Origin of the sequence: Variovorax sp. YR634, assembly GCF_900106655.1 — a bacterium.
Lineage (GTDB): Bacteria > Pseudomonadota > Gammaproteobacteria > Burkholderiales > Burkholderiaceae_C > Variovorax.
Window position 1 is genome coordinate 121,150 of sequence record NZ_FNOL01000013.1, and the last position, 25,361, is coordinate 146,510.

Here is a 25,361-nt window from a genome sequence, read left to right on the forward strand (position 1 = left end):
CTGTTGCGCCACCATGGAAGGCGTGCCGTTAAGGCGCTTTGGTGGTTGATCACGCCTTGGCATGCGCGGCGCCGGCTGGCTGCCTTGAGGCAGAGAGCCCTGATTGAAGAGCAAGGGCGCCTGCGACAAGATTTTCTGCAGCGTGAGCGATCACGTCTCGAGGTCTGGCGGTTTGACCAGAAGATGCCTTATTTCCCGTCGATGTTCGATCTCTTCGACGATGACAGTGTTCAGGCGGTTGCCCGCTTGCCGGTCACCAATTTCCTGTGGCCCAAACAAGCTGTTGCAGCCGTGTCGGATCCATGGTCGGCCGCGCGCTTCTGCATCGATCTACTTCGGTCGGACAAGAACTTGCGGGTCAGATTTCCCAGGGCACTCTCTGATGGGGCGAGCGGCCCTTTCGGCGTCTGGCTTGGAACTCCGGACGCAGCCTTGGCACTGGGGCTTTCCGGTGAAGCGCAGCGAATGGTCGTAAACGTCCTGGATCAGCAGGTGGCGGCGCGCGCGCGGCAAGTCCTCATGGTCAGAGAGGAGGTGAGGTCGGTGCTTCCTCACGGGCTGACCCCGTCAGGTCAGCCGGCGCTCTTTTTCTGGTTCATGAACTTCGAGCTCAACCAAGGGCAACTGAGACCGGAAGAGGTGTGGTGGTTGTTCCTACAAAGTCGAGAGGATCCTCTTCATGAACTGAAGCTGGCCTACCTGTTTACTCCGCTTTGGCAACAAGAAAATCCCGAGGCGTTGACTGTGTTCGGAGAGTCGCGGTTTTTGGAATGGTTTGCTTTGTCTTACCCAGGCGCATCGAGCTGGTTGCACTCGACGCACTGGCCATCGAGTGATGCTCCAGTCGTACAGCTCCGCAGGGCCTATTGGGCACGACCGATCTGGCAGGAGATGTTTCCGCTTGCGATGAGTGATGTATCGCAAGCGATCAGGCTCTTGAACTGGCTGCTTACGACGGACGCGGGGCTGCCTGAATCAGCGCTCGAATGGTGCTGCAATTTGGACGTGGGCGAAGTCGCTACGGAACTGGCCTCTCCTGGTTTGAATGTTATCGGTCATTTTTGCTACCCGTCAGGGCTGCGCGTGTCGACCGAGTCGATCGTCGAGGGCCTACGTCTTGCAGGTACGCCGACGTCGCTGCGCGACATGCGAACGGACATTAACGACGACCCTTTCCACGTGAATTTCTCGGGAACCGAGATCTACGACGTCAGCCTCGTGCACGTACAACCTGACCCGTTGTTCGAAGATGCATATCGCCGGGCAGACCTGATAGAGCGAGTGCCTCGGCCCTATAAGATTGCTTACTGGTATTGGGAATTTCCGTCGGTGCCCGCGGACTGGAATACCCATGCGGTCGATGAAGTCTGGGCCGCAACGCATTTCGTGGCGCAGGGGTTGCGTGCGCGTCTTTCCGTCCCGGTCAAAACGCTCTTTCCCGGTGCCCAACTTCAACCATTTGCGCCGCGACCCCGAGCGCACTTCGATCTACCTGAGCAATCATTCACGTTTCTTTTCACCTTCCACATGATGAGTGTGATGGAGCGAAAAAATCCGCTGGGCCTCATCCGCGCATTTCAAATGGCATTTGCCGAAGATGAGCCAGTGACGCTTGTGCTCAAGACATCCTTCGGAGAGAGGCACCCTGAGCAGTTCGAGATGCTGCGTGCTGCTGCCAAGGGCCTGAATATTCGATTGATTAATGAGGTTTACTCATCCGATGAAATTCTCTCGTTGATGAATGCCTGCGATGCCTACACGTCTCTGCATCGCAGCGAGGGGCTTGGGCTAACCATGGCTGAGGCGATGTTGATGGGTAAGCCAGTCATCGCCACCAACTACTCCGGCAACGTCGACTTCATGGACGACTCGAATAGTTTGTTGGTTGACTATCAACTGGTGACTGTCGGCAAGAATATTCCGCCTTATTCAGCCAACGATCTTTGGGCGGAGCCTTCTATCGAGCACGCGGCGCAACTGATGCGCAAAGTTTACGATGACCCGCAGTGGGCGCGCGACCTGGGTGCTGCAGCCCAAAGAAGCGCGCAAGATCGCCTTTCGCTCCAAGCTGCTGGCGGGCGCATTAGGGAGCGGCTTGTTGAAATCAATGCAGCCAGACGTTCGTCGCGCTGACTGTAGTCAGCCCGAACCTGCTAGCGCTCGACGATTCGCCCGTGTTCGAGGTGGATCACTCGGTTGCATTCCTTGGCAATGAGTTCCGGTGAATGTGATGCGAGCACCAGGATGCCGGACTTCGAGACCACGTCCCGCATCCGCTTTTCGGCCTTTTCGGTGAATTCCGCGTCACCCACCGAGAGCCATTCGTCCATGAGCAGGATGTCGGCTTCGACACTGGTAGAGATTGAGAACGCCAGACGCATCATCATGCCGGTCGAGTAGGTGCGCACGGGCATGTTCACATACTCGCCCAGGCCGCTGAATTCGCAGATGTCAGGCGTAAGGCGATCGATCTCCTTCTTGCTCATGCCCATCACCAGGCCGCGCAGCATGATGTTCTCCACGCCCGTCGCATCCATTTCGATGCCCAGCGAAGGGTCGATCAAGCTGGCTACTGAGCCTTGGCGCGCGAACTCTCCTGAGGATGGCTCATAGACGCCGGCCAGCGTGCGCAGCAATGTCGACTTGCCCGCACCGTTGTGGCCTACCAGGCCGAGCCGGTCACCGCTCTTGAGCTCGAGGTTGATGCCGCTGAGCGCCTGCACCACGGTCACGCCAGTTTCCTTGCCGAAGCGCCCACCGGTCACGGAGGCTGCAAGCGTTTTCTTTAGGGAGTTGGCGCCAGCGCCATAGATCGGAAAGTTGACGGCGACGTTTTTGAGTGAGATGAATGCCATGGATCAGAGCCAGTAGACGACGCGGCGGCGGTACTTCGAGAACAGAAGGATGGCAAGAGTCAGGCACAACACCGTCCAGAACAGGATGCCGATCCAGCTGTGGATATGTGCAACGCCGCCCATCAGAGGCGTGCGAAGCAGGTCCAGCATCTGCGCAAACGGATTCCACAGCACGTACTTGGCGCGGCCGGGAAGACTCTCGGGTAGCCAGAACACCGGCGTCAGAAACATCAGCATCTGCATCACACTGGTGACGATCTGCGTGACGTCGCGATAGCGGGTGCAGATCAGTCCCAGCAGCAGGCCCAGCGCATGCGCGTTGACGATCAGGATGGCGAAGGCAGGAAGGACGAGCAGGACTGACCAGGACAGCGAAATGCCGGCCCAGATCGCCACGGGGATGTAGAGCACGATCTGGTGTGCAAACTGGATCAGGTTGCGTGCCAGGCTTCGCCAGACGAACAGGCTGATCGGAAAGTAGCCCTGCTTGAGGTAGTTCGACGACCCGACGAAGGCGTTGCATGCATCCGTCACGATGCTGGAGAAAAAGCCCCAGAAGATGATGCCCAGTGCCAGGTGAGGAAAGAAGCGCGAGAGCTCGGTGCCGAACAGCGAGCTGTACAGCGGCCCCATGCCACCGATCATCACGCCCATGCTCAAGGTGAGCCACATCGGGCCGAGCATGGAGCGGCGATAGCGCAGGACGATGTCGAACCAGGCAAGGGTCCACCAGATATCGGTGCGGCGGGTGCCTTGCCACCAGTCGGACAGGGCGCTTCGGTGAAGATTGGAATGGACTTGACTCATGTACGGCCGTAAGTGTCTGCGAGGCGGACGATGTCGTCTTCGCCCAGGTAGCCGCCGCACTGGACTTCGATGAGCACGAGCTCCTCGTCGCCGATATTGGTCAGGCGGTGTTTTTCCTTCAGGGGAATGTACCGATACTGGCCCGGGAGCGTCTCGTGCTCGGTGTCTCCGATTTGCACGATGGCGCGCCCCTGTACGACCACCCAGTGTTCCGCGCGCTGGTGATGGTATTGCAGGGACAGCGCTTCGCCGGGTCTGACGGTGATGCGCTTGACCTTGTAGCCTTCCTCTTCCTTGAGCGAGGCATACGTGCCCCACGGACGGTGGACCACCGGCGGCAGGTGCACCGTGTCGTGCTTGCGAGCCTTGAGCACGTCGACGACCTTTTTCACCTTTTGCGCGCTGTCCTTGTGCAGAACCAGCAGCGCATCGGGCGTGTCGACAATCACGAGGTCGTGAACGCCAACGGTGGCAACGACCTTGGGGCCATAACTTTCGACCTGCACGTGCGTGCCCGTCGTGTCGAGGGCGACGACGTCGTCGGGAAGCGTGTTACCGCTGGCGTCAGGCGTCAGAGCGTTGGACACCGCGGGCCACGAACCCACGTCGCTCCAGCTGAACTTGGCTGGCACCACATGGACATTCGAGGCGTGCTCCAGCACCGCGTAGTCGATGCTGATGTCCGGCTGCAAACCGAACGCATGCAGATCGAAATTGACCGATGCGCCGGAGGTCTTGGCGGTTTCGAGTGCGCGCCTTGCCGCCCTTATCACCTCGGGGGCGTGCTTCTCGAGCGCCGCGATGATGGTGTCGGCAGTGAACGCGAACATGCCGCTGTTCCAGTAGTAACGGCCGGTGGCCAGGTACTTCTGCGCCGTCTCGAGGTCGGGCTTCTCGACGAAGCGCTTGACTTCCTGGCTCTCGCGCGAGACATGTTCGACCTCGATGTAGCCGAAGCCCGTATCTGGGCTCGTCGGGCTCACTCCGAAAACCACGAGATTGCCTTCCTGGGCGAGGCGGAAGGCTTCTGTTGCACTGGCGACGAAAGCTTCCACGTCCGGCACGAGGTGGTCCGCGGACAGGACAAGCATCACCGTGTCACCGCTGAACTGCCGAACACACTGAAGCGCTGCCAGTGCAATGGCCGGACCGGTGTTGCGCCCCTTGGGCTCGAGGAGAAAGGTGGTGGTGGGCGGGTCGCTCATCTGCCCGAGCACGTCCTTCGTGAGGAACAGATGGTCCTTGTTGGTCACGACCATCAGGTCACCGGTCCCGCAGGCCTGTCCACGCTCGACAGCCTGTTGAAGCAGCGTGGAGTCGCCGATTTTCATGAATGGCTTGGGAAAAGCCTGACGCGAAGCAGGCCAGAGCCTGGAGCCGGCGCCTCCCGAGAGCACCACAGAGAGTAGCCTCATTGTTTTCCTTTAGCTTTTTGACCGACCAATTTTACGGGCAGCCCTCCGACGTCCGGCGTAGGAGTGAAACGGCCGCCGCCGTCCTTTGCGGCGGCTGGTTGCGAAGATAATCCCCTCCCGCAAGGCCAGCGACGCCATGTTTCGGCATCGCCCTGTCTATTTCAGGTATTTCCTCACAAGCTCCGCCTCATCCGCCTCGCGGGTGCGCAATTTCTATGAAATCTGTCTATCGATTCATCCTCGGCCTGGCCGGACTCTGGCAAGGCCCCGGAATGATGGGGCGCGTGCAGCGGGCATTGCGAATGTTCAAGAAGTCGGGTTGGGCGGGCATCCGCTGGGAACTGGGCCGGCGCTTCGGCGGCTACAACGACTATACGAAGTGGGTGCAGCGCTATGACACCCTTACTCCCGAATTGCGCGACAAGATCGCCCAGCGCGTGGCTGCCCTGAAAGACCGGCCGCTGATTTCGGTCGTGATGCCCACCTACAACCCCAACCCCGCGTGGCTGCGCGAGGCCATCGAGTCGGTGCGCAGCCAGATCTATCCGAATTGGGAGCTCTGCATTGCCGATGACGCATCGCCTTCGGCCGAGGTGCGCGAGATCCTCAAGTTGTACAGCGAGAGCGACCCGCGCATCAAGGTGGTATTTCGCCCGAAAAACGGTCACATCTCGGCCGCTTCCAACAGTGCGCTGGAACTGGTCTCGGGCTCCTGGGTTGCGCTCATGGACCACGACGACCTGCTGCCGGCCCACGCGCTTTTCTGGGTGGCCGATTGCATCGCGACCCATCCTGACGTGAAGCTGATCTATTCCGACGAAGACAAGGTCGATGAGGGTGGGCACCGGTTCGGGCCCTATTTCAAGTCGGACTGGAACGTCGATCTCTTCCGCTCGCAGAACATGTTCAGCCATCTGGGCGTGCTTTCGACCGAACTGATGCGTTCTGTCGAGGGCTTCCGCGTCGGCATGGAAGGCTCGCAGGACTGGGATCTGGTGCTGCGCTGCATGGAGCGGATACAGCCCAGCCAGATCCAGCACATTCCGCGCGTGCTGTACCACTGGCGCGTGCACGTCGAAAGCACGGCCCGTTCGATGAGCGCCAAGCCCTATGCTGCCCTTGCAGGCGAGCGCGCGCTGAACGAGCATTTCATGCGCACCGGCGTGCGTGCCACAGCCGAACACCTCGATTTCGGGTACCGCGTGCATTACGCCTTGCCTGATGTCTTACCGCTGGTTTCCGTGATCATCCCGACACGCAACGCCTTGCAGCTGACCCGGCAATGCGTCGAGTCGATTCTGGAGAAAACCAGCTATTCGAACTACGAAATCATCATCGTCGACAACGGCTCCGACGATCCGGACACGCTGGCCTGGTTCAAGCGCATTGCCGCAGAGAAGCCGAATGTCCGCGTGCTGCGCGACGACCGCGATTTCAACTACGCGGCACTGAACAACGGCGCGGTTGCCGCGGCCAATGGCGAACTAGTGGCCTTGGTCAACAACGACATCGAGGTCATCACGCCGGACTGGCTCAGTGAGATGGTGAGCCTTGCGGTGCAGCCGGGCGTGGGCGCCGTGGGGGCGCGGCTGTGGTTCCCCAACAAGACTCTGCAGCACGCCGGCGTGATCCTGGGCGTGGGGGGCATTGCCGCGCATTCGCACCGCCGCATGCCGATGGGCCGCGAAGGCTATGCTGGCCGCGCGGCGTTGATCCAGACGCTCTCCGCGGTCACCGCGGCCTGCCTCGTGATCCAGAAGTGCCACTACCTCGAAGTCGGCGGCCTTGACGAAGTGCATCTGAAGGAATCTTTCAACGACATCGACTTCTGCCTCCGGCTGCGCGAAGCGGGCCTGCGCAACGTCTGGACGCCCTACGCGGAGCTGTTCCACTACGAGTCCGCTACCCGCGCCAAGGATGTCTCGTCGCAGAAGCAGGCACAGTTCCAGGAAGAAGCCGCCTACATGCACCAGCGCTGGGGCGCCCTCATCCAGAACGACCCCGCCTACAGCCCCAACCTCATGCTGGCCCGCGAAGACTTCAGCTACGCCTGGCCGCCCCGCCTGCCTCCGGTCTGATGGCCCTCGACCTTTCCGTCGCGCTCTGCACCCGCAACGGCGCGCGCTATCTTCCCGAGCAGGTCCGAAGCATCTGCGCGCAGACGCCGTTGCCGCGGGAGATCGTGCTGTCCGACGACGGCTCGACCGACGACACCCTGGCCGTCGTGCGCGACACCCTCGCGCAGTGCGGCGTGGCGGACCAGGTCGCGCTGCGCGTGTTCAGCAATACGCCGCCCCTGGGCGTCACGCGTAACTTCGAGCAGGCCGTGCGGGCCTGCAGCCATGAACTCATCGCCCTGTGCGACCAGGACGACGCCTGGCATCCAGGCCGGCTCGCGCGCATGGTGGCGCAGTTCGAGGCGCGGCCCGACCTGCTGCTGCTGCACACCGACGCACGCCTCGTCGATGCCGAACTGAAGCCCTTGGGCTCCACGCTCTTCCACGCGCTGGAGGTGCAGCCTGCCGAACTGGCGGCCATCGCGGGCGGCGAGGCCTTCGGTGTCCTGCTGCGGCGCAATCTCGTGACCGGCGCCACCACGATGTTCCGCAAGACCCTGCTCGACACAGCGCTGCCGTTCGCACCGGAGTGGGTGCACGACGAATGGCTGGCCGCCGTGGCGGCAGCCATCGGCCGCATGGACGTGCTGCCCGAGCCGACCATCGACTACCGCCAGCACGCCAGCAACCAGATCGGCGCACGGCGGCTCACGTTGTCCGAGAAGATGGCCAAGGCCTTTGCCGAACGCGGCGACAAGCACGTGGCACGGCTGCGCAGGGCCGAAGCGCTGCTGCAGCGCTTGCAGCAGCTTGGCGCCCGGGTGCCGGCCGCTTACCTGGAGGCACAGCGCGCCAAGGTCGAGCATCAGCGGTTCCGGGCCGAGCTTCCGGCGGCGCGGCCGCTGCGTCTGCTGCCGATCCTGATCGAGGCGGCGCGCGGCCGCTATGCGCGCTTCGGCCGCGGCGGGCACGCCATCGCGCAAGACTTGCTCGAACGCGGCTGACAGACTTGATCGGTCAACCGCGAAGCCGCCAGTACCGCCAGAACGACCCCGACAGCCACACCTTCAGCAGGCTGGTCACGTGCCAGTACAGGTATTTCTTGCTCCGGTGGCTTTCTCGTTGCGCGTCGTGCCGGGCGACCAGGTCTTCGCCGACCTGCAGTTTCCACCCCGCGAGCCGGGTGCGGGCGCAGATGTCGAAGTCTTCGCCGTACATGAAGAATTTCTCGTCGAAGCCACCGAGCTGCCGGTAGACCTCGCTGCGAAACAGCATGAACAGCCCCGGAATCCACGCGGGCACCGTCGGCCGCACATAGCCGGGCTTCCTTCTTCCTACGATTTCAAGCGGCGTGAGCATCGCCCGGTGCGGCTCCGGCTCGGCCTTGCCGGGCTCCAGGATGCGCGGCGTCAGCAGGCCGGCGTCGGCCGCGGCCTGCGCGAGCAACGGCGTCAGCACGTCGCTGTCAAAGCGGATGTCCGGGTTGAGCACCAGGAACCACGGCGTGCCGCAGCGCTCGAAGGCCTGGTTGTGATTGGCACCGAAGCCCTTGGGGCTCGCGTTCTCGATCCGCTCCACCTCGAAGCCCCAGTTGCGGCCAGCGAGCACATCGGGCTCGGGAATGTTCAATGTGAGCAAAACCTTGTCGATGACTTCGCGGCTGTGCCGGTCCAGCTGCTCGAGCAGCGGCAGCACCAGCGCGAGCTGGCCGTGGCTCACGATTGAAATGGTGATCGGGGGGCGGGGGGAGGGGGGCGTGGGCATGGTCTAATTTCGCTCGGGAATTCTAGGGTTCCCCAACCCCCACACATGATTGCTCTGATCGTCATCAGTTTCTTCGTCGCTGCCTTCTCGGTCCAGCTGTTCATGCGCCGCGCGCGCAGGCATGCCCGCCTCTACGGCGCCGACATGCCCCAGCGCTTCCACAAAGGCCACGTGCCGCGCCTGGGCGGTGCGGGCATCCTGGTGGGCATGGGGGTGGCCTGGCTGGCCGCCGGCATCACCGGCACCGATCCGTTCAATGTGTCGTGGCCGGTCAAGACCTCGATGCTCACGCTGCTGTGCATCTTGCCGGCGGTGCTGGGCGGCATCGTCGAAGACGTCACCCAGAACGTGAAGGTGCGCTACCGGCTGGGGCTCACCATCGGTTCGGCGCTGCTTGTGTGCTGGCTGCTGGGGCTGGGCGTGGCGCGAACCGGCTTCGAGACGGTCGACGGCTGGCTGGCGATGATTCCGTATGCCACAGTGCTGTTCGCGGCCCTGGCCATCGGCGGCCTGCCGCATGCCTTCAACATCATCGACGGCTACAACGGGCTCGCGGGCACGGTCGCCGTGCTGGTCTGCCTGGCCATCTCCCACGTGGCGCTGCAGGTGGGCGACCGGCAGCTGGCGGCCATGGTCATCTGCCTGGTCGGCGCCACCTTCGGCTTCCTGGTCTGGAACTACCCGCGCGGCAAGATCTTCGCCGGCGACGGCGGGGCCTACGTCTGGGGCATGGTGATCGCCGTGGCCTGCGTGACGCTGGTGCAGCGGCACCGCGTGGTGTCGCCCTGGTTCCCGATGCTGCTGCTGATCTATCCGGTGTGGGAGACGCTGTTCTCCATCTACCGCAAGCTGGCGCGCGGCCAGTCGCCCGGCACGGCCGATGCGCTGCATTTCCACCAGCTGATCTTCCGGCGCATCGTGCGCGTGGCTTTCGCGGACGACGAGGCCCGGCAACTGCTGGCGCGCAACAACCGCACCTCGCCGTACCTCTGGATGTTCGCCGCGCTGTCGGTGGTGCCGGCCGTGCTGTTCTGGAACAACACGATCGTGCTGATGTTCTTCTGCCTGCTGTTCGTCACCACCTATGTGGGGGCGTACCTGATGATCGTGCGCTTCAAGGTGCCCCGCTGGTTGCGCCCCTGACGACATCTTTCTTTGCGAGAATTTCCCCTGTCCTTCGCTTTGGAGCCTGACCGCCCATGACCGACCCCGTCCTCAACATCCCCCCGCGCGACAAGGCCGAGATCCTGGCCCAGGCGCTGCCGTACATCCGCAAGTTCCACGGCAAGACCATCGTCATCAAGTACGGCGGCAACGCCATGACCGATCCGGCGCTGCAGGCAGACTTTGCCGAAGACGTGGTGCTGCTCAAGCTGGTCGGCATGAACCCGGTGGTGGTGCACGGCGGCGGCCCGCAGATCGAGGCGGCGCTCAACCGTCTGGGCAAGAAGGGCAGCTTCATCCAGGGCATGCGCGTCACCGACGCCGAGACCATGGAAGTCGTCGAATGGGTGCTGGCCGGCGAGGTGCAGCAGGACATCGTGGGCCTGATCAACCAGGCCGGCGGCAAGGCGGTGGGCCTCACGGGGCGCGACGGCGGGCTGATTCGTGCGCAAAAGCTCAAGCTGGCCGACCGCGCCGATCCCAACGTGCACCATGATGTGGGCCAGGTCGGCGACATCGTCTCCATCGATCCCAGCGTGGTGAAGGCGCTGCAGGACGACGCCTTCATCCCCGTCGTCAGCCCCATCGGCTTCGGCGAGGACAACGAAAGCTACAACATCAACGCCGACGTCGTGGCCGGCAAGCTGGCCACAGTGCTCAAGGCCGAGAAGCTCATGCTCCTGACCAACACGCCCGGCGTGCTCGACAAGGACGGCAAGCTGCTCACCAACCTGAGCGCACGCGAAATCGACGACCTGTTCGCCGACGGCACCATCTCGGGCGGCATGCTGCCCAAGATCGAAGGCGCCCTCGACGCCGCCAAGAGCGGCGTGAACGCGGTGCACATCATCGACGGCCGGGTGCCGCACGCGATGCTGCTCGAGATCCTGACCGACCAGGCCTACGGGACGATGATCCGCGCCCGTTGAACGGGTGGGCGCGTGCTCACTGCGCTGTGCGAGAATCAATTGATTACATCTTTGCACGCGCTCCCATGCAGAACGAAGAGACGACCAGTGCTTCCGGCGTAGAGACCCCCGCGGACACGCTCACTCCCCCGGCGCGGAAGCGCCCGAAGCCGGGTGAGCGGCGCGTGCAGATCCTGCAGGCGCTTGCCGCCATGCTCGAGCAGCCCGGTGCCGAGCGGGTCACCACCGCCGCGTTGGCCGCCCGTCTCGAAGTGAGCGAGGCCGCGCTCTACCGCCATTTCGCCAGCAAGGCCCAGATGTTCGAGGGCCTGATCGATTTCATCGAGCAGAGCGTCTTCACGCTGGTCAACCAGATCCTCGAGCGCGAGGGCGCCACCGGCGCCCAGCAGGCCGCCAAGATCCTCACGCTGCTGGTCCAGTTCGCCGAGCGCAACCCTGGCATGACCCGCGTCATGGTGGGCGACGCGCTGGTCTACGAGAACGAACGCCTGCAGCAGCGCATGAACCAGTTCTTCGACAAGATCGAAGCCACCCTGCGCCAGGTGTTGCGCGGGGCTGCCGCGGCCGACGGCTCGGCCACGCCCAGCGTCGACGCCCAGGTGCGCGCCGCTGCGCTCACGGCCTTCGTCGTGGGCCAGCTGCAGCGCTTTGCGCGCTCGGGTTTCCGCCGCGCACCATCCGAGCACCTCGAAGCCACGATCGCATTGATCGTTTGATTCGCGCTCGTCCCTTGCGGGGCGTCGGCCGGCTCGCCTTGGGTCTTCGAGCGGAGTAGCATCAACTCGCCCCTTGCCGCCGGGCCTCGGCGGCAGGCCAATGTTTGCGCAGGTTCCTCGACGGAGGGCGCATGCCCGATGACGCGCGCGACAACCGGCAGCCCACGCTGCAGACGATCCTCCTCACGGCGGTGGCCATGCTCGCGTTCGCGGCCAATTCGCTCCTGTGCCGGCTTGCGCTGCAGCACAAAGGCATTGATGCAGCGAGCTTCGGCAGCGTCAGGCTCGTGGCGGGAGCGCTCATGCTGGGGCTCATCGTGCGGTTCAGGGCGCAGCCGCCGGCCTCGTCCGCCCGCGTCGACTGGCTGGCCGCCGTCATGCTGTTCGGCTATGTCGCGTTCTTCTCCTTCGCCTACCTCAGCCTGTCGGCGGGCACGGGCGCGCTGATCCTGTTCGGCGCGGTCCAGCTGACGATGTTCGGCGTGGGCTTGCGCTCCGGCGGCGAGCGCTTCGGGGCTCTCGCATGGTTCGGCTTTGTCCTTGCGGCGAGCGGACTCGTCTACCTGGTGTCTCCTGGCATCGCCGCGCCGCCGCTTCTCGGCGCCGTGCTGATGGCGATCGCGGGTGTGGCGTGGGGCGTGTATTCCTTGCGCGGCCGTGGGGTGGCTGACCCGCTGGCCGCTACGGCACGCAACTTCACGCGGGCCGTGCCGCTTGCCTTGGCGTTGAGCCTGGTGTTTGCTGCCAGCGCTCGCGTGGACGCGACCGGCCTTGTGCTTGCTGTCGCTTCCGGCGCGTTGACATCGGGCCTCGGCTACGCGGTCTGGTATGCGGCGCTGAGCCGTCTTTCGGCCATGCGCGCGGCCACCGTGCAGTTGTCGGTGCCGCTCCTGGCTGCGTTCGGCGGCGTGCTGTTCCTGTCGGAGGCGATCACGCCGCGGCTGGCAGCTGCTTCGGTGGCAATTCTGGGAGGCATCGCGCTGGTGCTGAGCCAGAAGTCGCGAAGTGCCCGCCGATAGCCGCCGGCGCCAAAGCCCTATGCGACGGCCACGCCTACCTTGGCTCCCGCCGCGACGATTTCTCCCCACGTCGCGTCATCCACCCAGATTCCGTCCTTGCGCCGCGCCGCGCGCGCCTTGCGCTCCGGCTCGCCGGCAATCTGCACTTCGTCGAAGCCTTGCCCCGGCGGGCTCTGCCTCAGCCACTCGACAAACTCACGCGCCTCTTCGTCGAAAGACTTCTGCGTTCCCAGCCGCGCCGGGTCGATCAGCACCGTCAGCATACCGTTGAGCACGGTGCGCGCCGTGTCCGCCGGCCGGTGCCACGTGCCGCCGCCAGTGAGCGCACCGCCGAGCAACTCGCACGCCACCGCCATCCCGTAGCCCTTGTGCTCCCCGAAGGTCATGAGCGCGCCGAAGAGCCCGTTGCCCTGCGGCACCACCACCACGCCCGGGTCGTTGGTCGGCGCGCCGTTCTCGTCGATCAGGTAGCCGTCGGGCACGCGCTCGCCCTTGTTGTGCGCCACGCGCATCTTTCCCTGCGCCACGCGGCTGGTCGCGTAATCGAGCACGAAGGGCTCGGCACCCGCGAGCGGAATGCCGATGCAGCACGGGTTGGTGCCAAAGCGCCCGTCGCCGCCGCCCCACGGCGCGACAACCGGCCGCGACAGCACGTTGACGAAGTGCATGGCCACCAGCCCCTGCGCCGTCGCCATTTCCGCGAAGTGCCCGATGCGCCCCAGATGGTGCGCGTGCGAGAGCGTGAAGATGCAGCTGCCATGCTGCTTCGCCCGCGCAATGCCGAGCTCCATCGCCTGCACGCCGACGATCTGCCCATAGCCGTGCTGGCCGTCCAGGCCCATCAGCGTACCGATGTCGAGGTTGACGCGCACTGCTGCGTTCGGCTTCAGTCCGCCCTCGGCCACCGCATCGACGTAGCGCGGCAGCATGCCCACGCCGTGCGAATCATGGCCGCTCAGGTTCGCCAGCACGAGGTTGGCGGCCACCTGTTGTGCTTCGGCTGGTGAACTGCCCGCGGCCTCGAGGATGCGGGTGACGGTGGCTTGCAGGCCGTTGGCCTCCAGTGTTCTGGACATGGATCAGACTCCCTTCGCGTTCAGCGTGATGGCATAGAGCGACGTGGTCGCGCAGATGAAAAGGCGGTTGAGCTTGGGCCCGCCGAAGCAGACGTTGGCCACGCGCTCGGGGATCAGGATCTTGCCGAGCAGCGTGCCGTCGGGGTGATAGGCGTGCACGCCGTCGAGCGCGCTGGTCCAGATGCGGCCTTCGGTGTCGAGCCGGAAGCCGTCGAACAGCCCGTTGGTGCATTCGGCGAACACCTCGCCGCCGTCCAGCCTCCTGGCATAGGGGCCGACACTGAAGCGGCGAATGTGCCGCGGCCCGTCCGCCGCATGGCTCGCGCCCGTGTCGGCGATGTACAGCGTCGATTCGTCGGGCGAGAACGCCAGGCCGTTGGGCTTCACGAAATCGTCGGCCATGCGTTCGACTTCGCCGCTCGCCGGGTCGATGCGGTAGACATGGCAGGCGCCGATTTCGCTGTCTGCCTTCAGGCCCTCGTAGTCGGAGAGGATGCCGTAGCTCGGGTCGGTGAACCACACGGCGCCGTCCGAATGCACGACCACGTCGTTGGGCGAATTGAGACGCTTGCCCTGCCAGTGCGAGGCCAGCACGGTGATCGTGCCGTCATGCTCGGTGCGCGTCACGCGCCGCGTGAGGTGCTCGCAACTCACGAGTCGGCCCTGGCGGTCGACCGTATTGCCATTGGTGTTGTTCGACGGCTCACGGAAGATGCCGACCGTGCCATTGACTTCGTCGTAACGCAGCATGCGGTTGTTCGGAATGTCCGACCACACCAGCGTGCGGTGCGCGGCGAACCACACGGGGCCTTCGCACCAGCGCGCACCGGTCCACAGGCGCTGCACGCGCTCGGGGCCGGGAATGCAAGACTTGAAGCGTGGGTCTCGGTGCTCGAAGCCGGTGCCCTCGAGAAATCCGAAGGGGAGGTTGGCCATGCTGTTCCTTGTCGATGGATTCACATCACGTCACATCACCGCGCCGACCTGCCACGGCACGAACTCGTTCTGGCCGTAGCCGTGCTGTTCGCTCTTCGACTGCGCGCCCGAAGCGGTCGCCAGCACCAGCTCGAAGATGCGCTGGCCCATCTCCTGGATCGACGCCGTGCCGTCCACGATCTCGCCGCAGTTGATGTCCATGTCTTCTTCCTGCCGCTGCCACAGCGCAGAGTTGGTCGCGAGCTTGAGCGAGGGCGAAGGCGCGCAGCCATACGCCGAGCCGCGCCCGGTCGTGAAGCAGATCAGGTTGGCGCCGCCGGCCACCTGGCCCGTGGCGCTCACCGGGTCGTAGCCCGGCGTGTCCATGTAGACGAAGCCGTGCGCGGTGACGGGCTCGGCGTATTCGTACACCGCCTCGAGGTTGCTGGTGCCGCCCTTGGCCACCGCGCCCAGTGACTTTTCGAGAATGGTGGTGAGCCCGCCGGCCTTGTTGCCCGGCGAGGGGTTGTTGTTCATCTCGCCTTCGTTGATTTCGGTGTAGTGCTCCCACCACTTGATGCGGTCCACCAGCTTCTGCCCCACTTCGCGCTTCACCGCGCGGCGCGTCAGCAGGTGCTCGGCGCCGTACACCTCGGGCGTTTCGCTGAGGATGGCGGTGCCGCCATGCGCCACCAGCAGGTCGACCGCCGCACCCAGCGCCGGGTTGGCGCTGATGCCCGAGTAGCCGTCCGAGCCGCCGCACTGCAGCCCGATGGTGATGTGCGCCGCACTGCACGGCTCGCGCTTTGCCGCGTTGGCGCGCGGCAGCATCTCGTTGATGAGCGCCACGCCCTTCTCGACCGTCTTGCGCGTGCCGCCCGTGTCCTGGATGTTGAAGGTGCGGAAGTTCTCGCCCTCGGCCAAGTGGCCGGTCGCGAGCCAGGCGTTGATCTGGTTGGCCTCGCAGCCGAGCCCGACCACCAGCACGCCCGCAAAGTTGGGGTGCGTGGCGTAGCCCGTCAGCGTGCGCTCCAGGATCTGCATGCCCATGCCCTGCGTGTCCATGCCGCAGCCGGTGCCGTGCGTGAGCGCGACGATGCCGTCCACGTTCGGAAACGCCGCGAGCGCCTGCGGGTTGGTCTTGCGCGAGAAGTGGTCTGCAATGGCGCGCGCGGCCGTGGCCGAGCAGTTCACGCTGGTCAGCACGCCGATGTAGTTGCGCGTGGCCACGCGGCCGTCGGCGCGCTTGATGCCCATGAAGGTGGCCTCGCGCTTCGCGGGCGCGGGCTTCACGTCGGCGCCGAAGGCGTAATCGCGTTCGAAGTCTCCCTTGTCCGGGCCCATGTTCAGGTTCTGCGTGTGCACGTGCTCGCCGGCGACGATGGGCTTGCTCGCGAACCCGATGATCTGGTTGTAGCGCCGCACCGGCTCGCCCTGGGCGATGTCGCGCATCGCGATCTTGTGGCCCGGCGGAATCAGGCCGCGCACGGCCACGCCTTCGACGACGGTGCCGCCGAGCAGTTGCGAACGCGCGATGACGACGTCATCGGCGGGGTGGAGTCGGATGTAGGGAGTCATCGTGAGTGCCTGTCGGCGCTTGTTTGTTTGTCAGGAGACCTTCGCGCGGCGCCAGCTCGCGCTGAATCTCTGGTGGAACTTGTCCATGTGCTGGTGCATTGCCTCGCGCGCCGCTGCCGGGTCGCGCGCAGCGACGGCGTCGAGGATGGCTTCGTGCTCGCCGATGGCGGCCTGCCACGAGTCCATGGTCTCGAAGTAATCGATCATCCGCGCAAAGATCGGCCCGTGGCGCGACTCCAGGAAGCCCTGCACCGTCTCGGTCAGCACCACGTTGCCGCAGGCGTTGACGATGGCCAGGTGGAAGGCGCGATCGCCCTCGTGCGGTACTTCGCTGCGCGCGGCCATCTCGCGCATCATCTTGATTGCGCGGCGGATGGCGTCCACGTCCTTGCGCTTGCCGTACTGGGCCGCCGTGGCGGCGGTCTCGCCTTCGACCAGGCGGCGCGCGCGGATGATTTCGAGCGGCCCCCATTCGGCGCCGGCCGCTCCGTTGGCGGGCGGGGCCGTGCGGTGCGAGCGGTCGAGCACGTACACGCCCGAGCCGGTGCGGATCTCGACCCAGCCTTCCACCTCCAGCGCAATCAGCGCCTCGCGCACCGAGGGCCGGCTCACGCCCAGCTGCTTGGCCAGGTCGCGTTCGGCCGGAATGCGCGCGCCCACCGCGAACTCGCCCTTGCCGATGAGCACACGCAACTGTTCGGCAATCTGGCGGTAGAGGCGCTGGGGTTCGAGGGTCTGGATCGGCACGGGAGCGAAAAAAGGAGGTCGAGGGGCTTAAGGGTTGTCCTGAATTGGACAAGTGGTAAGGCCAATTCAGAATACGATACACCGCCCGCGCCATCATCGGGCCTAACCCGAAGACACGACCAGAGGAGACACCGATGAGATTGCAGGGAAAGACCGCGCTGGTCACCGCCGCCGGCCAGGGCATCGGCTACGCCAGCGTGCTGGCCATGGCCGCCGAGGGCGCGCAGGTCTGGGCCACCGACGTCAACGAGAAGCTGCTCGAACGCTACGCGGGCGTGCCCAACGTCACCGCGCTCAAGCTCGACGTGCTCGACAAGGCCGCCATCGGCGCGGTGGTGGCGAAGCTGCCCGCGCTCGACGTCCTCTTCAACTGCGCGGGCGTGGTGCACAACGGCACCATCGAGCAGGCCACCGACGACGAGCTGCTCTTCGCCTTCAGCCTCAACGTGCGCGCCCAGATGTGGACCATCCAGGCCGTGCTGCCCGGCATGCTGGCGGCCGGGCGCGGCAGCATCATCAACATGGCGAGCGTGTGCTCCAGCATGAAAGGCCTGCCCAACCGCTTTGTCTACGGCACCACCAAGGCGGCGGTGCTGGGCCTCACCAAGAGCGTGGCGGCCGACTACGTGGCCCGCGGCATCCGCTGCAACGCCGTGTGCCCAGGCACGGTCGACACGCCCTCGCTCGGCGACCGCATCAACGCCAATGCCGACCCTGAAGCCGCGCGCAAGGCCTTCATCGCGCGCCAGCCCATGGGCCGGCTCGCGCAGGCCGAGGAAATCGCGCCGGTGGTGGTGTTCCTCGCCAGCGACGAATCGGTCTTCGCCACTGGCCAGGCCTTCACCGTCGACGGCGGCATCACCATATGAACCAGCTCGACTTCAAGGGCCGCCACGCAGTCGTCACCGGGGGCGCCACGGGGCTCGGCTTCGGCATCGCGCAGCGGCTCGTGGCCTCGGGCGGCAGCGTCACGCTGTGGGACCGCGATGAAGACGCCGCCGCGAAGGCGGCCAAGTCGCTCGGCGACAAGGCCTTTGCGCTGAAGGTCGACGTGTCGCAGCAGCCCTCTGTCGCCAAGGCTGTGGCCGCCACGCTGGCGCACGCGCCGCGTATCGACGCGCTGGTCAACAGCGCCGGTATCACTGGCCCCAACACCAGGCTGTGGGACTACCCCGTGGACGACTGGCGTCAGGTGATGGACGTCAACATCAACGGCGTGTTCCTGTGCTGCCGCGAAGTGGTCGCGCAGATGCGCAAGCAGGGCACCGGCGGTAGCGGTGGCTATGGCCGCATCGTCAACATCGCCTCGGTGGCCGGCAAGGAGGGCAACCCCAACGCCAGTGCCTACAGCGCGAGCAAGGCGGCCGTCATCGGCCTGACCAAGTCGCTCGGCAAGGAACTGGCCGACACCGGCATCCGCGTGAACTGCGTGACGCCCGCGGCGGTGAAGACGGCCATCTTCGACCAGATGACGCCCGAGCACATCGCCTTCATGCTCTCGAAGATTCCCATGGGCCGCTTCGGCACGGTGGAGGAGGTGGCCGCGATGGTCGGCTGGCTCTGCACCGAAGATTGTTCGTTCTCCACCGGCGCGGTCTTCGACCTCTCCGGTGGCCGCTCCACGTACTGATCAATTCAATTCAATGCACTGAAAGGAAAGCATGAAACTCGTCCGCTATGGCAACCCCGGCAAGGAAAAGCCCGGCCTCATCGACGACAAGGGCCAGCTGCGCGACCTGAGCGCCGTCGTCAAGGACATCGGCCCCGAGCAACTGGGCGATGCCGCCATTGCCAAGCTGCGCAAGCAGAAGATCGACAAGCTGCCGCTGGTCAAGGGCAAGCCGCGCTTCGGCAGCCCCGTGGCCAACGTCGGCAAGTTCATCGCCATCGGCCTGAACTATGCGGACCACGCGGCCGAATCGGGCCTGCCGGTGCCCAAGGAGCCCGTGGTGTTCACCAAGGCCAACAGCTGCATCCAGGGCCCGAACGATCCGGTGATGCTGCCCAAGGGTTCGGTCAAGACCGACTGGGAAGTCGAGCTCGGCGTGGTCATCGGCACGCGCGCACGCTACGTGTCGCAAAAGAGCGCGCTCGACTACGTGGCCGGCTACTGCACCATCAACGACATCAGCGAGCGCGAATACCAGATCGAGCGCGGCGGCACCTGGGACAAGGGCAAGGGCTGCGACACCTTCGGCCCGCTCGGCCCCTGGCTGGTGACGCGCGACGAAATCGAGAACCCGCAGAAGCTTTCGATGTGGCTCGACCTGAACGGCCAGCGCGTGCAGACCGGCAGCACCAAGACCATGATCTTCAGCGTGGCCAAGATCGTGAGCTACGTGAGCCAGTTCATGACGCTGATGCCCGGCGACGTCATCACCACCGGCACGCCGCCCGGCGTCGGCATGGGCATGAAGCCGCCGCTGTTCCTGAAGAAGGGCGACGTGATGACGCTGGGCATCGAAGGCCTGGGCGAGCAGCGCCAGGAAGTGATTCCGTTCAAGCTCTGAACGCGGTTCTCTGAGATCATCCGGCGGATGAAGAAGCCGCCGGACCATCGCTCGCAGGTCTTTGGAACGCCCTGGGAGGGCGTCCACGGCACCGCGATGGACAGTGCCCGCCACTACGGCCGGCACTGGCATTCGACCTACGGCGTCGGCCTGCTCGACCATGGCGCGCAAAGCTCGGCCAGCGGCCGCGGCAAGGTCGATGCCTATGCGGGTGATCTCATCACCACCAATCCCGGGGAAGTGCACGACGGCCGGCCGCTTGGCGGCCCGTCGCGGCGTTGGCGCATGGTGTATTTCGACGCGGCCGTGATGGCGGGCATGCTGGGCGGCGCTGCGATGGACGGCAGCGTTGAATTCACACGGCCCGTGCTCAAGGACTTGCGGCTGGTCCAAACACTGCGCCGCCTGTTCACCCGCCTCGATGATTGGCGTAACCGCGCCGCGAGCACCTCTGCAAGCGCCGAAGCCCTCGCCTGCGAAGAGTCGCTGGTCGAAGTCTGCGGCCTGCTGCTTGGCGGCCATTCCACCGCCGTGCCGCAGCCCGAGATCGATGGCGACGTGCGGCTGGTGCGCGAGCGCCTCGCCGATGACCTGCTTGCCGCGCCCTCGCTCGATGAGCTTGCAGCGATGGCCGGCCTCGGCAAGTTCCAACTGCTGCGCCGCTTCCAGAAGGCCTACGGCGTGCCGCCCCACGCATGGCTTTTGCTGCAGCGCGCCGAACGCGCACGCGCTTTGATCCGCCGCGGCACGAGCCTCGCGGACTCCGCCGCCGCAAGCGGCTTCGCGGACCAGAGCCACATGACGCGCATCTTCACGCGCCACTTCGGTTTCACGCCCGGCGCCTGGCAGCGGGCATAGCGCTCAGCGCAGCACGCGGATCAGCTCGTCGTACACCAGCCGCACGCGCGCCGGCACCGGTGCGCGCTGCGAGCGGTAGACATAGATCGGCCACGGCTCGGGCGCCTCGGCCTCCAGCACCGACACCAGCGCGCCGCGCTCGATCCAGGGCTCGGCCAGTGAGCCGATCAACTGGGCGAAGCCCAGGCCCGCGAGCACCGCGGCGCACTCGGTGTCGAAGTCGTCGGTGACGAAGGCCGGCGAGCTCACGGCCAGCTGGCGCTCCTTGCGGAACATCATCGGCCAGGGACGGCCCGACTTGCGGTCGATCAATGCGGTGAGCGGCAGCGAGGCAAGCGCCTCGATCTTCTTCGGCACACCGGTACGCGCGATCAGCGAGGGCGCGGCCACCACGTGCAGCGCCATCCGGCCGACCGGCCGCGCGACGAAGCGGGCATCGCGCAGCGGGCCCACGCGCACGCCGATGTCGATCTGCTCGCCGACCACGTCGGCATGCGACTCCGAGACGCGCAGGTCGAGCACCAGGCCCGGGTGCGCGGCGAGCATCGGCGCCAGCGCCTGCGGAATGAGCTGGCGCCCGAAGATGCCCGGCGCCGTGACCCGCACCGTGCCCTCGTGCTGCGACAGTGCGCGGCGGTCGGTGCGATGGAAGAGTTCGTCGACTCCGCTCAGGGCGGTGCGCGCCCGCTCCGAGAGCTGCCGACCGAAGTCGGTGAGCTGCACGCCGCGCGTGCTGCGGTGGAAGAGGGGCTCGCCGAGCTCGTCTTCGAGCTCGCGCACCGCGCGCGTCACCACCTGCGGTGACACCGAAAGCCGCGCCGCCGCGTCGCGGAAGTTGGCGGAATCGGCGGCGGCGCAGAACACGCGCAGGGCTTCGAGACGATTGGACATGGTGTTGAGAGTTCCTTTCTGAGGAATTCTGAAGTCGCCAGAGTTTCATTTACGGGAACATGTGGATTTTCCACACTGGAGGCACTTCTTCCACACACCCGAAAGGAATTTCCCATGACATCCGTTCAAGACAACATCAAGGGCAAGGTCGCCATCGTCACCGGCGCGAGCAGCGGGCTCGGCGAATCGACGGCGCGTCACCTGGCTGCGCGCGGCGCAAAAGTGGTGCTCGCGGCCCGTCGCACCGACCGGCTCGACAAGGTCGTCGCCGAGATCCGCGAAGCCGGCGGCGAGGCCATCGCCGTGGCCACCGACGTGGCCAAGCGCGCCGACCTCGACAAGCTCGCAGCCGCCACCGTCGAGGCCTTCGGCCGCATCGACGTGCTGGTCAACAACGCGGGCGTCATGCCGCTGTCGCCCCTCGACAAGCTCAAGGTCGACGAGTGGGACCGCACCATCGACGTCAACATCAAGGGCGTGCTCTACGGCATTGCCGCCGTGCTGCCGCGCATGCAGGCGCAGGGCAGCGGGCACATCGTCAACGTCGCATCCATTGCCGGGCTGAAGGTGTTCACGCCCATCGGCACCGTCTACAGCGCAACCAAGCACGCGGTGCGCGCCATCTCCGAAGGCCTGCGGGTGGAAGTGGGCAACAGCGGCGTGCGCGTGACCATCGTGTCGCCCGGCGCGGTCGAATCGGAGCTGAAGTTCGGCAGCAGCGATGCCGAGTCCGCTGCGGGAGTGAAGGCGTTCTACGACGCCAACCAGATCCCGTCGGATTCGGTGGCGCGCGCCATCGTCTACGCGGTGGAGCAGCCGGCGAACGTGGACATCAACGAAGTCGTGCTGCGGCCGGTGTCGCAGGAATTCTGAAGAGAGCTTCCGAGGGGTAGGGATGGGGCCGATTGCGCCCCGTCCCGCATCAATTAACCTTCAATACCTGAAGGTTTCTTGCGGGAGAAAGTGGTAAAGCCCTGCAAAATAGAACGACCGTTCGTTTTTGCATGGAAATTCCACGATGACCGCAGCAGCCGTTCCCGCCAAGCCCGTTCGCGCCGCCCAGAAGGGCCAGCAGACCAAGGCCGTCATCGTCGACGCCGCGCTGGCGCTGGCCGCACAGATCGGGCTCGAGGGCCTGTCGATCGGTGCGGTGGCTGAAATCACCAAGATGAGCAAGTCGGGCGTGTTCGCCCACTTCGGCTCGCGCGAAGAACTTCAGATCTCGGTGGTGCGTGAATACCACGCACGCTTCGAGCAGGAAGTGTTCTTCCCCGCCCTGAAGGCGCCGCGCGGCCTGCCGCGCCTGCGCGCCATGTTCGCCAACTGGATGAAGCGCACCTCGACCGAAATCGACTCGGGCTGCATCTACATCAGCGGCGCTTCCGAATTCGACGACCGCCCAGGCCCGGTGCGCGATGCGCTGGTCGAGTCGGTCAGCATCTGGCAGGCGGCAGTGCTGCGCGCCATCGTGCAGTCGCAGAGTGAAGGCCATCTGCGCGCCGACGCCGACGAGCGCCAGGTGGCGTTCGAGATTCACGGCCTGATCCTCGCGCTGCACTACGAAGCGCGCTTCCTGCAGGTTCCCGGCTCCATCGGCCGCGCCAACGTCGGCTTCGACAACATCCTTGCGCGCAGCGCCACGCCCGATGCGCCCAAGGCCGACACGGCCGCGCCGGCCGGCCGCCGGCTCAAGACCGTGCGCTGAAGAAGCGCGCGGCCTGCCCCGTTTTCGTTTTCCCCTTTTTCTTTTTCTATCTAGCTTCGACCAGGAGAGTTCCGGATGCCTACCTACAACCCACCCGTGCGCGACATGCAGTTCGTGCTGCACGAAGTGCTCAACGTCGCCGAGGAACTCAAGGCGCTTCCGGCACATGCCGAGACCGATGCCGATACCATCAACGCGGTGATCGAAGAGGCCGGAAAGTTCGCTGCCGAAGTGACCTTCCCGCTCAACATCAGCGGCGATGAAGAGGGCTGCACGCTCGACAAGACCACGCATGAAGTCAAGACGCCCAAGGGCTTCAAGGACGCCTACGCCAAGTACATCGAAGGCGGCTGGCCCGCGCTGTCGTGCGACCCGGCCTTCGGCGGCCAGGGCCTGCCCTTCGTTGTGAACCAGTGCCTGTTCGAAATGCTCAACAGCGCCAACCAGGCCTGGACCATGTACCCCGGCCTCTCGCACGGCGCGTACGAGGCGCTGGCGGCCCACGGCACCGACGAGCAGAAGAAGACCTACCTGCCCAAGCTCACGAGCGGCGAATGGACCGGCACCATGTGCCTGACCGAACCCCATTGCGGCACCGACCTCGGCCTGCTGCGCACCAAGGCCGAGCCGCAGGCGGACGGCACCTACCGCATCAGCGGCAGCAAGATCTTCATCTCGGCCGGCGAGCACGACATGACGAGCAACATCATTCACCTGGTGCTGGCCCGCCTGCCTGATGCGCCCAAGGGCAGCAAGGGCATCAGCCTGTTCGTGGTGCCGAAGTTCAAGGTCAAGGCCGACGGTTCGCTCGGCGAGCGCAACCCGATCTTCTGCGCCGGCCTGGAGCACAAGATGGGCATTCACGGCAACGCCACCGCGCAGATCGTGATCGAAGGCGCCACCGGCACGCTGGTGGGCGAGCCCAACAAGGGCCTGGCCGCGATGTTCGTGATGATGAACGCCGCGCGCCTGGGCGTGGGCAACCAGTCGCTGGGCCTGACCGAAGTGGCCTACCAGAACGCGCTGGCCTACGCCAAGGACCGCATCCAGATGCGTTCGCTCTCCGGCGTGAAGGCCAAGGACAAGGAAGCCGACCCCATCATCGTGCACCCCGACGTGCGCAAGATGCTGCTCACTGCCAAGGCCTATGCCGAAGGCGGCCGCGCGCTGCAGATCTTCTGCACGCTGCTGCTCGACAAGGAACACAACCACCCCGACGAAAAGGTGCGCAAGGACTCCGGCGAACTGGTCGCGCTGCTGACCCCCATCGTCAAGGCCTTCATCACCGACAACGGCCACGTTGCAACCAACGCCTGCATGCAGGTGTTCGGCGGCCACGGCTTCATCAAGGAATGGGGCATGGAGCAGTTCGTGCGCGACAACCGCATCAACATGATCTATGAAGGCACCAACACCATCCAGTCGCTGGACCTGCTGGGCCGCAAGGTGCTGGGCAACAACGGCGCCTCGCTGAAGAAGTTCGGCAAGCTGGTTGCGAAGCTGGTGGAAGAAGAGGGCGTCAACGAGAAGATGGCCGAGTTCATCAACCCCATCGCGGGCCTGGGCGACCAGCTCACCAAGTTCACGACCGAGATCGGCTTCAAGGGCTTCCAGAACCCCGACGAAGTGGGCGCCGCTGCTGTCGACTACCTGCGCGTGGCCGGCCACTTCGTGTTCGGCTACCTGTTCGCCCGCATGGCGCAGGTTGCACTGCGCGAAATCGCCGCCGGCAACACCGACCCGTTCTACGTCGCCAAGCTGCAGACCGCGCGCTTCTACTTCGCCAAGCTGTTCCCCGAGACCGCGACGCTGATGCGCACCGCGCGCGCCGGCAGCAAGGTGCTGATGGACACCGACGCGGCACTGGCCTGAAGCAGGCCCTTTGCCTTTTCCTTCACTTCGCCGGGAGACACGCATGAAGAAAACATTCGCCGCCGTTCTGTTCGCCGTCACCGCAGCCTCGGCCATGGCCCAGGTCACGCCGGTCGGCCTGTGGCGCAACGTTGACGACAAGACCGGTGAGGTAAAGGCCGAGATCCGCATCGATGAAACCAACGGTGCACTGCTCGGCCGCATCGAAAAGGCACTGGGCAAGGACGCCAAGCCCGGCGCCACCTGCGACGAATGCAGCGACGACCGCAAGGGCAAGCCCATGGTGGGCCTGGACATCATCCGCGGCGGCAAGAAGGCCGAAGGCAAGGAAGTCTGGGAAGGCGGCAAGATCCTCGACCCCGAGAACGGCAAGGAATACCGCGCGAGCTACACGCCCGTCGACGGCGGCAAGAAGCTCGAAGTGCGCGGCTACCTGGGCCCCTTCTGGCGTACCCAAACCTGGAACCGCGTGCAGTAACAAGC

Annotated in this window: 24 protein-coding genes; 15 read left to right on the top strand and 9 right to left on the bottom strand. The window is 65.2% G+C overall.

Annotated elements, in window-relative coordinates:
- Window positions 1–45 precede the first annotated feature (45 nt).
- Window positions 46–2,133 carry a glycosyltransferase family 4 protein gene (locus tag BLV60_RS21325; RefSeq protein WP_256329404.1) on the top strand — a complete coding sequence of 696 codons (2,088 nt, stop codon included), beginning with the start codon at window positions 46–48 and terminating at the stop codon, window positions 2,131–2,133.
- Window positions 2,134–2,153: 20 nt separating this feature from the next.
- Here BLV60_RS21325 and BLV60_RS21330 read toward each other — a convergent pair whose 3' ends face one another.
- Genes BLV60_RS21330 through BLV60_RS21340 form a run of 3 tightly spaced genes read right to left on the bottom strand, consistent with a single transcriptional unit; the run spans window position 2,154 to window position 5,077 of the window.
- Entirely contained in the window at window positions 2,154–2,855 is a 702-nt protein-coding gene (locus BLV60_RS21330; RefSeq protein WP_093057272.1) for an ABC transporter ATP-binding protein, read from the bottom strand.
- Window positions 2,856–2,858: 3 nt separating this feature from the next.
- Entirely contained in the window at window positions 2,859–3,662 is an 804-nt protein-coding gene (locus BLV60_RS21335) for an ABC transporter permease (protein ID WP_093057273.1), read from the bottom strand.
- On the bottom strand, window positions 3,659–5,077 hold the full coding sequence (locus BLV60_RS21340) for a mannose-1-phosphate guanylyltransferase/mannose-6-phosphate isomerase (protein ID WP_093057274.1): 1,419 nt from the start codon (window positions 5,075–5,077) through the stop codon (window positions 3,659–3,661). The genes BLV60_RS21335 and BLV60_RS21340 overlap by 4 nt, the downstream gene beginning before the upstream one ends.
- Window positions 5,078–5,292: 215 nt before the next feature.
- Between BLV60_RS21340 and BLV60_RS21345 the strand changes: the two genes are divergently transcribed.
- Together BLV60_RS21345 and BLV60_RS21350 are read left to right on the top strand one after the other, a co-directional pair.
- The gene (locus BLV60_RS21345) at window positions 5,293–7,155 is read left to right on the top strand and encodes a glycosyltransferase family 2 protein (protein ID WP_256329405.1); all 1,863 of its coding nucleotides are present in this window, start codon (window positions 5,293–5,295) and stop codon (window positions 7,153–7,155) included.
- Window positions 7,155–8,138, top strand: a complete 984-nt coding sequence (locus BLV60_RS21350; RefSeq protein ID WP_093057276.1) for a glycosyltransferase family 2 protein — start codon at window positions 7,155–7,157, stop codon at window positions 8,136–8,138. Before BLV60_RS21345 ends, BLV60_RS21350 begins: the two co-directional genes overlap by 1 nt.
- 13 nt (window positions 8,139–8,151) lie before the next feature.
- On the opposite strand, the gene BLV60_RS21355 is transcribed toward BLV60_RS21350, so the two are convergent.
- Window positions 8,152–8,898, bottom strand: coding sequence for a glycosyltransferase (locus BLV60_RS21355; RefSeq protein WP_093057277.1), 747 nt, complete (start codon window positions 8,896–8,898; stop codon window positions 8,152–8,154).
- 45 nt (window positions 8,899–8,943) lie between these two features.
- On the opposite strand from BLV60_RS21355, the gene BLV60_RS21360 reads away from it, so the two are divergent.
- The 4 genes from BLV60_RS21360 to BLV60_RS21375 all read left to right on the top strand — a co-directional run bounded on the left by BLV60_RS21360 (window position 8,944) and on the right by BLV60_RS21375 (window position 12,726).
- Window positions 8,944–10,041, top strand: coding sequence for a glycosyltransferase family 4 protein (locus tag BLV60_RS21360; RefSeq protein ID WP_093057278.1), 1,098 nt, complete (start codon window positions 8,944–8,946; stop codon window positions 10,039–10,041).
- A 56-nt stretch (window positions 10,042–10,097) separates the two neighbouring features.
- Complete coding sequence (gene argB, locus BLV60_RS21365) at window positions 10,098–10,991, top strand: acetylglutamate kinase (RefSeq protein WP_093057279.1); 894 nt, start codon at window positions 10,098–10,100, stop codon at window positions 10,989–10,991.
- Window positions 10,992–11,056: 65 nt separating this feature from the next.
- Complete coding sequence (slmA, locus tag BLV60_RS21370) at window positions 11,057–11,707, top strand: nucleoid occlusion factor SlmA (protein WP_093057280.1); 651 nt, start codon at window positions 11,057–11,059, stop codon at window positions 11,705–11,707.
- A gap of 131 nt (window positions 11,708–11,838) precedes the next feature.
- On the top strand, window positions 11,839–12,726 hold the full coding sequence (locus tag BLV60_RS21375; RefSeq protein WP_093057281.1) for a DMT family transporter: 888 nt from the start codon (window positions 11,839–11,841) through the stop codon (window positions 12,724–12,726).
- 17 nt (window positions 12,727–12,743) lie between these two features.
- Here the strand turns inward: BLV60_RS21375 and BLV60_RS21380 are convergent, their stop codons facing one another.
- The 4 genes from BLV60_RS21380 to BLV60_RS21395 are packed head-to-tail and all read right to left on the bottom strand — an operon-like array spanning window position 12,744 to window position 17,042.
- On the bottom strand, window positions 12,744–13,802 hold the full coding sequence (locus BLV60_RS21380; protein ID WP_093057282.1) for a malate/lactate/ureidoglycolate dehydrogenase: 1,059 nt from the start codon (window positions 13,800–13,802) through the stop codon (window positions 12,744–12,746).
- Window positions 13,803–13,805: 3 nt separating this feature from the next.
- The gene (locus BLV60_RS21385) at window positions 13,806–14,738 is read right to left on the bottom strand and encodes an SMP-30/gluconolactonase/LRE family protein (protein WP_093057283.1); all 933 of its coding nucleotides are present in this window, start codon (window positions 14,736–14,738) and stop codon (window positions 13,806–13,808) included.
- A gap of 30 nt (window positions 14,739–14,768) precedes the next feature.
- Window positions 14,769–16,295, bottom strand: a complete 1,527-nt coding sequence (locus tag BLV60_RS21390; RefSeq protein WP_093057284.1) for a UxaA family hydrolase — start codon at window positions 16,293–16,295, stop codon at window positions 14,769–14,771.
- Window positions 16,296–16,325: 30 nt separating this feature from the next.
- Window positions 16,326–17,042, bottom strand: a complete 717-nt coding sequence (locus BLV60_RS21395) for a FadR/GntR family transcriptional regulator (RefSeq protein ID WP_093057285.1) — start codon at window positions 17,040–17,042, stop codon at window positions 16,326–16,328.
- 134 nt (window positions 17,043–17,176) lie between these two features.
- Here BLV60_RS21395 and BLV60_RS21400 point away from each other — a divergent pair, with 134 nt between their 5' ends.
- From BLV60_RS21400 to BLV60_RS21415, 4 genes are read left to right on the top strand one after another with little or no spacing between them, the layout of a single operon-like run.
- A complete protein-coding gene (locus BLV60_RS21400) occupies window positions 17,177–17,911 on the top strand; it encodes an SDR family oxidoreductase (protein WP_093057286.1) in 735 nt (244 codons plus the stop codon).
- Entirely contained in the window at window positions 17,908–18,672 is a 765-nt protein-coding gene (locus tag BLV60_RS21405) for an SDR family NAD(P)-dependent oxidoreductase (protein WP_093057287.1), read from the top strand. The genes BLV60_RS21400 and BLV60_RS21405 overlap by 4 nt, the downstream gene beginning before the upstream one ends.
- Before the next feature lie 31 nt (window positions 18,673–18,703).
- On the top strand, window positions 18,704–19,552 hold the full coding sequence (locus tag BLV60_RS21410; protein WP_093057288.1) for a fumarylacetoacetate hydrolase family protein: 849 nt from the start codon (window positions 18,704–18,706) through the stop codon (window positions 19,550–19,552).
- A gap of 27 nt (window positions 19,553–19,579) precedes the next feature.
- Complete coding sequence (locus BLV60_RS21415; protein WP_093057289.1) at window positions 19,580–20,410, top strand: AraC family transcriptional regulator; 831 nt, start codon at window positions 19,580–19,582, stop codon at window positions 20,408–20,410.
- 3 nt (window positions 20,411–20,413) lie between these two features.
- Here BLV60_RS21415 and BLV60_RS21420 read toward each other — a convergent pair whose 3' ends face one another.
- Window positions 20,414–21,301 (bottom strand): LysR family transcriptional regulator, encoded by an 888-nt coding sequence (locus BLV60_RS21420; RefSeq protein WP_093057290.1) that lies wholly within the window; start codon window positions 21,299–21,301, stop codon window positions 20,414–20,416.
- A gap of 114 nt (window positions 21,302–21,415) precedes the next feature.
- Between BLV60_RS21420 and BLV60_RS21425 the strand changes: the two genes are divergently transcribed.
- The 4 genes from BLV60_RS21425 (at window position 21,416) to BLV60_RS21440 (ending at window position 25,356) form a co-directional block, all read left to right on the top strand.
- Entirely contained in the window at window positions 21,416–22,174 is a 759-nt protein-coding gene (locus BLV60_RS21425) for an SDR family oxidoreductase (RefSeq protein ID WP_093057291.1), read from the top strand.
- Between the two features lie 145 nt (window positions 22,175–22,319).
- Entirely contained in the window at window positions 22,320–23,006 is a 687-nt protein-coding gene (locus BLV60_RS21430) for a TetR/AcrR family transcriptional regulator (RefSeq protein ID WP_093057292.1), read from the top strand.
- A 75-nt stretch (window positions 23,007–23,081) separates the two neighbouring features.
- Window positions 23,082–24,878, top strand: a complete 1,797-nt coding sequence (locus tag BLV60_RS21435) for an acyl-CoA dehydrogenase C-terminal domain-containing protein (RefSeq protein ID WP_093057293.1) — start codon at window positions 23,082–23,084, stop codon at window positions 24,876–24,878.
- A 43-nt stretch (window positions 24,879–24,921) separates the two neighbouring features.
- Window positions 24,922–25,356, top strand: a complete 435-nt coding sequence (locus BLV60_RS21440) for a DUF2147 domain-containing protein (protein WP_093057294.1) — start codon at window positions 24,922–24,924, stop codon at window positions 25,354–25,356.
- Window positions 25,357–25,361: the final 5 nt, after the last annotated feature.

Bases quoted from the DNA above. Each gene is read 5' to 3' on its own strand.
- BLV60_RS21330 (WP_093057272.1), bottom strand. From the start codon at position 2,855: ATGGCATTCATCTCACTCAAAAACGTCGCCGTCAACTTTCCGATCTAT.
- BLV60_RS21335 (WP_093057273.1), bottom strand. From the start codon at position 3,662: ATGAGTCAAGTCCATTCCAATCTTCACCGAAGCGCCCTGTCCGACTGG.
- BLV60_RS21340 (WP_093057274.1), bottom strand. From the start codon at position 5,077: ATGAGGCTACTCTCTGTGGTGCTCTCGGGAGGCGCCGGCTCCAGGCTC.
- BLV60_RS21345 (WP_256329405.1), top strand. From the start codon at position 5,293: ATGAAATCTGTCTATCGATTCATCCTCGGCCTGGCCGGACTCTGGCAA.
- BLV60_RS21350 (WP_093057276.1), top strand. From the start codon at position 7,155: ATGGCCCTCGACCTTTCCGTCGCGCTCTGCACCCGCAACGGCGCGCGC.
- BLV60_RS21355 (WP_093057277.1), bottom strand. From the start codon at position 8,898: ATGCCCACGCCCCCCTCCCCCCGCCCCCCGATCACCATTTCAATCGTG.
- BLV60_RS21360 (WP_093057278.1), top strand. From the start codon at position 8,944: ATGATTGCTCTGATCGTCATCAGTTTCTTCGTCGCTGCCTTCTCGGTC.
- argB (WP_093057279.1), top strand. From the start codon at position 10,098: ATGACCGACCCCGTCCTCAACATCCCCCCGCGCGACAAGGCCGAGATC.
- slmA (WP_093057280.1), top strand. From the start codon at position 11,057: ATGCAGAACGAAGAGACGACCAGTGCTTCCGGCGTAGAGACCCCCGCG.
- BLV60_RS21375 (WP_093057281.1), top strand. From the start codon at position 11,839: ATGCCCGATGACGCGCGCGACAACCGGCAGCCCACGCTGCAGACGATC.
- BLV60_RS21380 (WP_093057282.1), bottom strand. From the start codon at position 13,802: ATGTCCAGAACACTGGAGGCCAACGGCCTGCAAGCCACCGTCACCCGC.
- BLV60_RS21385 (WP_093057283.1), bottom strand. From the start codon at position 14,738: ATGGCCAACCTCCCCTTCGGATTTCTCGAGGGCACCGGCTTCGAGCAC.
- BLV60_RS21390 (WP_093057284.1), bottom strand. From the start codon at position 16,295: ATGACTCCCTACATCCGACTCCACCCCGCCGATGACGTCGTCATCGCG.
- BLV60_RS21400 (WP_093057286.1), top strand. From the start codon at position 17,177: ATGAGATTGCAGGGAAAGACCGCGCTGGTCACCGCCGCCGGCCAGGGC.
- BLV60_RS21405 (WP_093057287.1), top strand. From the start codon at position 17,908: ATGAACCAGCTCGACTTCAAGGGCCGCCACGCAGTCGTCACCGGGGGC.
- BLV60_RS21410 (WP_093057288.1), top strand. From the start codon at position 18,704: ATGAAACTCGTCCGCTATGGCAACCCCGGCAAGGAAAAGCCCGGCCTC.
- BLV60_RS21415 (WP_093057289.1), top strand. From the start codon at position 19,580: ATGAAGAAGCCGCCGGACCATCGCTCGCAGGTCTTTGGAACGCCCTGG.
- BLV60_RS21420 (WP_093057290.1), bottom strand. From the start codon at position 21,301: ATGTCCAATCGTCTCGAAGCCCTGCGCGTGTTCTGCGCCGCCGCCGAT.
- BLV60_RS21425 (WP_093057291.1), top strand. From the start codon at position 21,416: ATGACATCCGTTCAAGACAACATCAAGGGCAAGGTCGCCATCGTCACC.
- BLV60_RS21430 (WP_093057292.1), top strand. From the start codon at position 22,320: ATGACCGCAGCAGCCGTTCCCGCCAAGCCCGTTCGCGCCGCCCAGAAG.
- BLV60_RS21435 (WP_093057293.1), top strand. From the start codon at position 23,082: ATGCCTACCTACAACCCACCCGTGCGCGACATGCAGTTCGTGCTGCAC.
- BLV60_RS21440 (WP_093057294.1), top strand. From the start codon at position 24,922: ATGAAGAAAACATTCGCCGCCGTTCTGTTCGCCGTCACCGCAGCCTCG.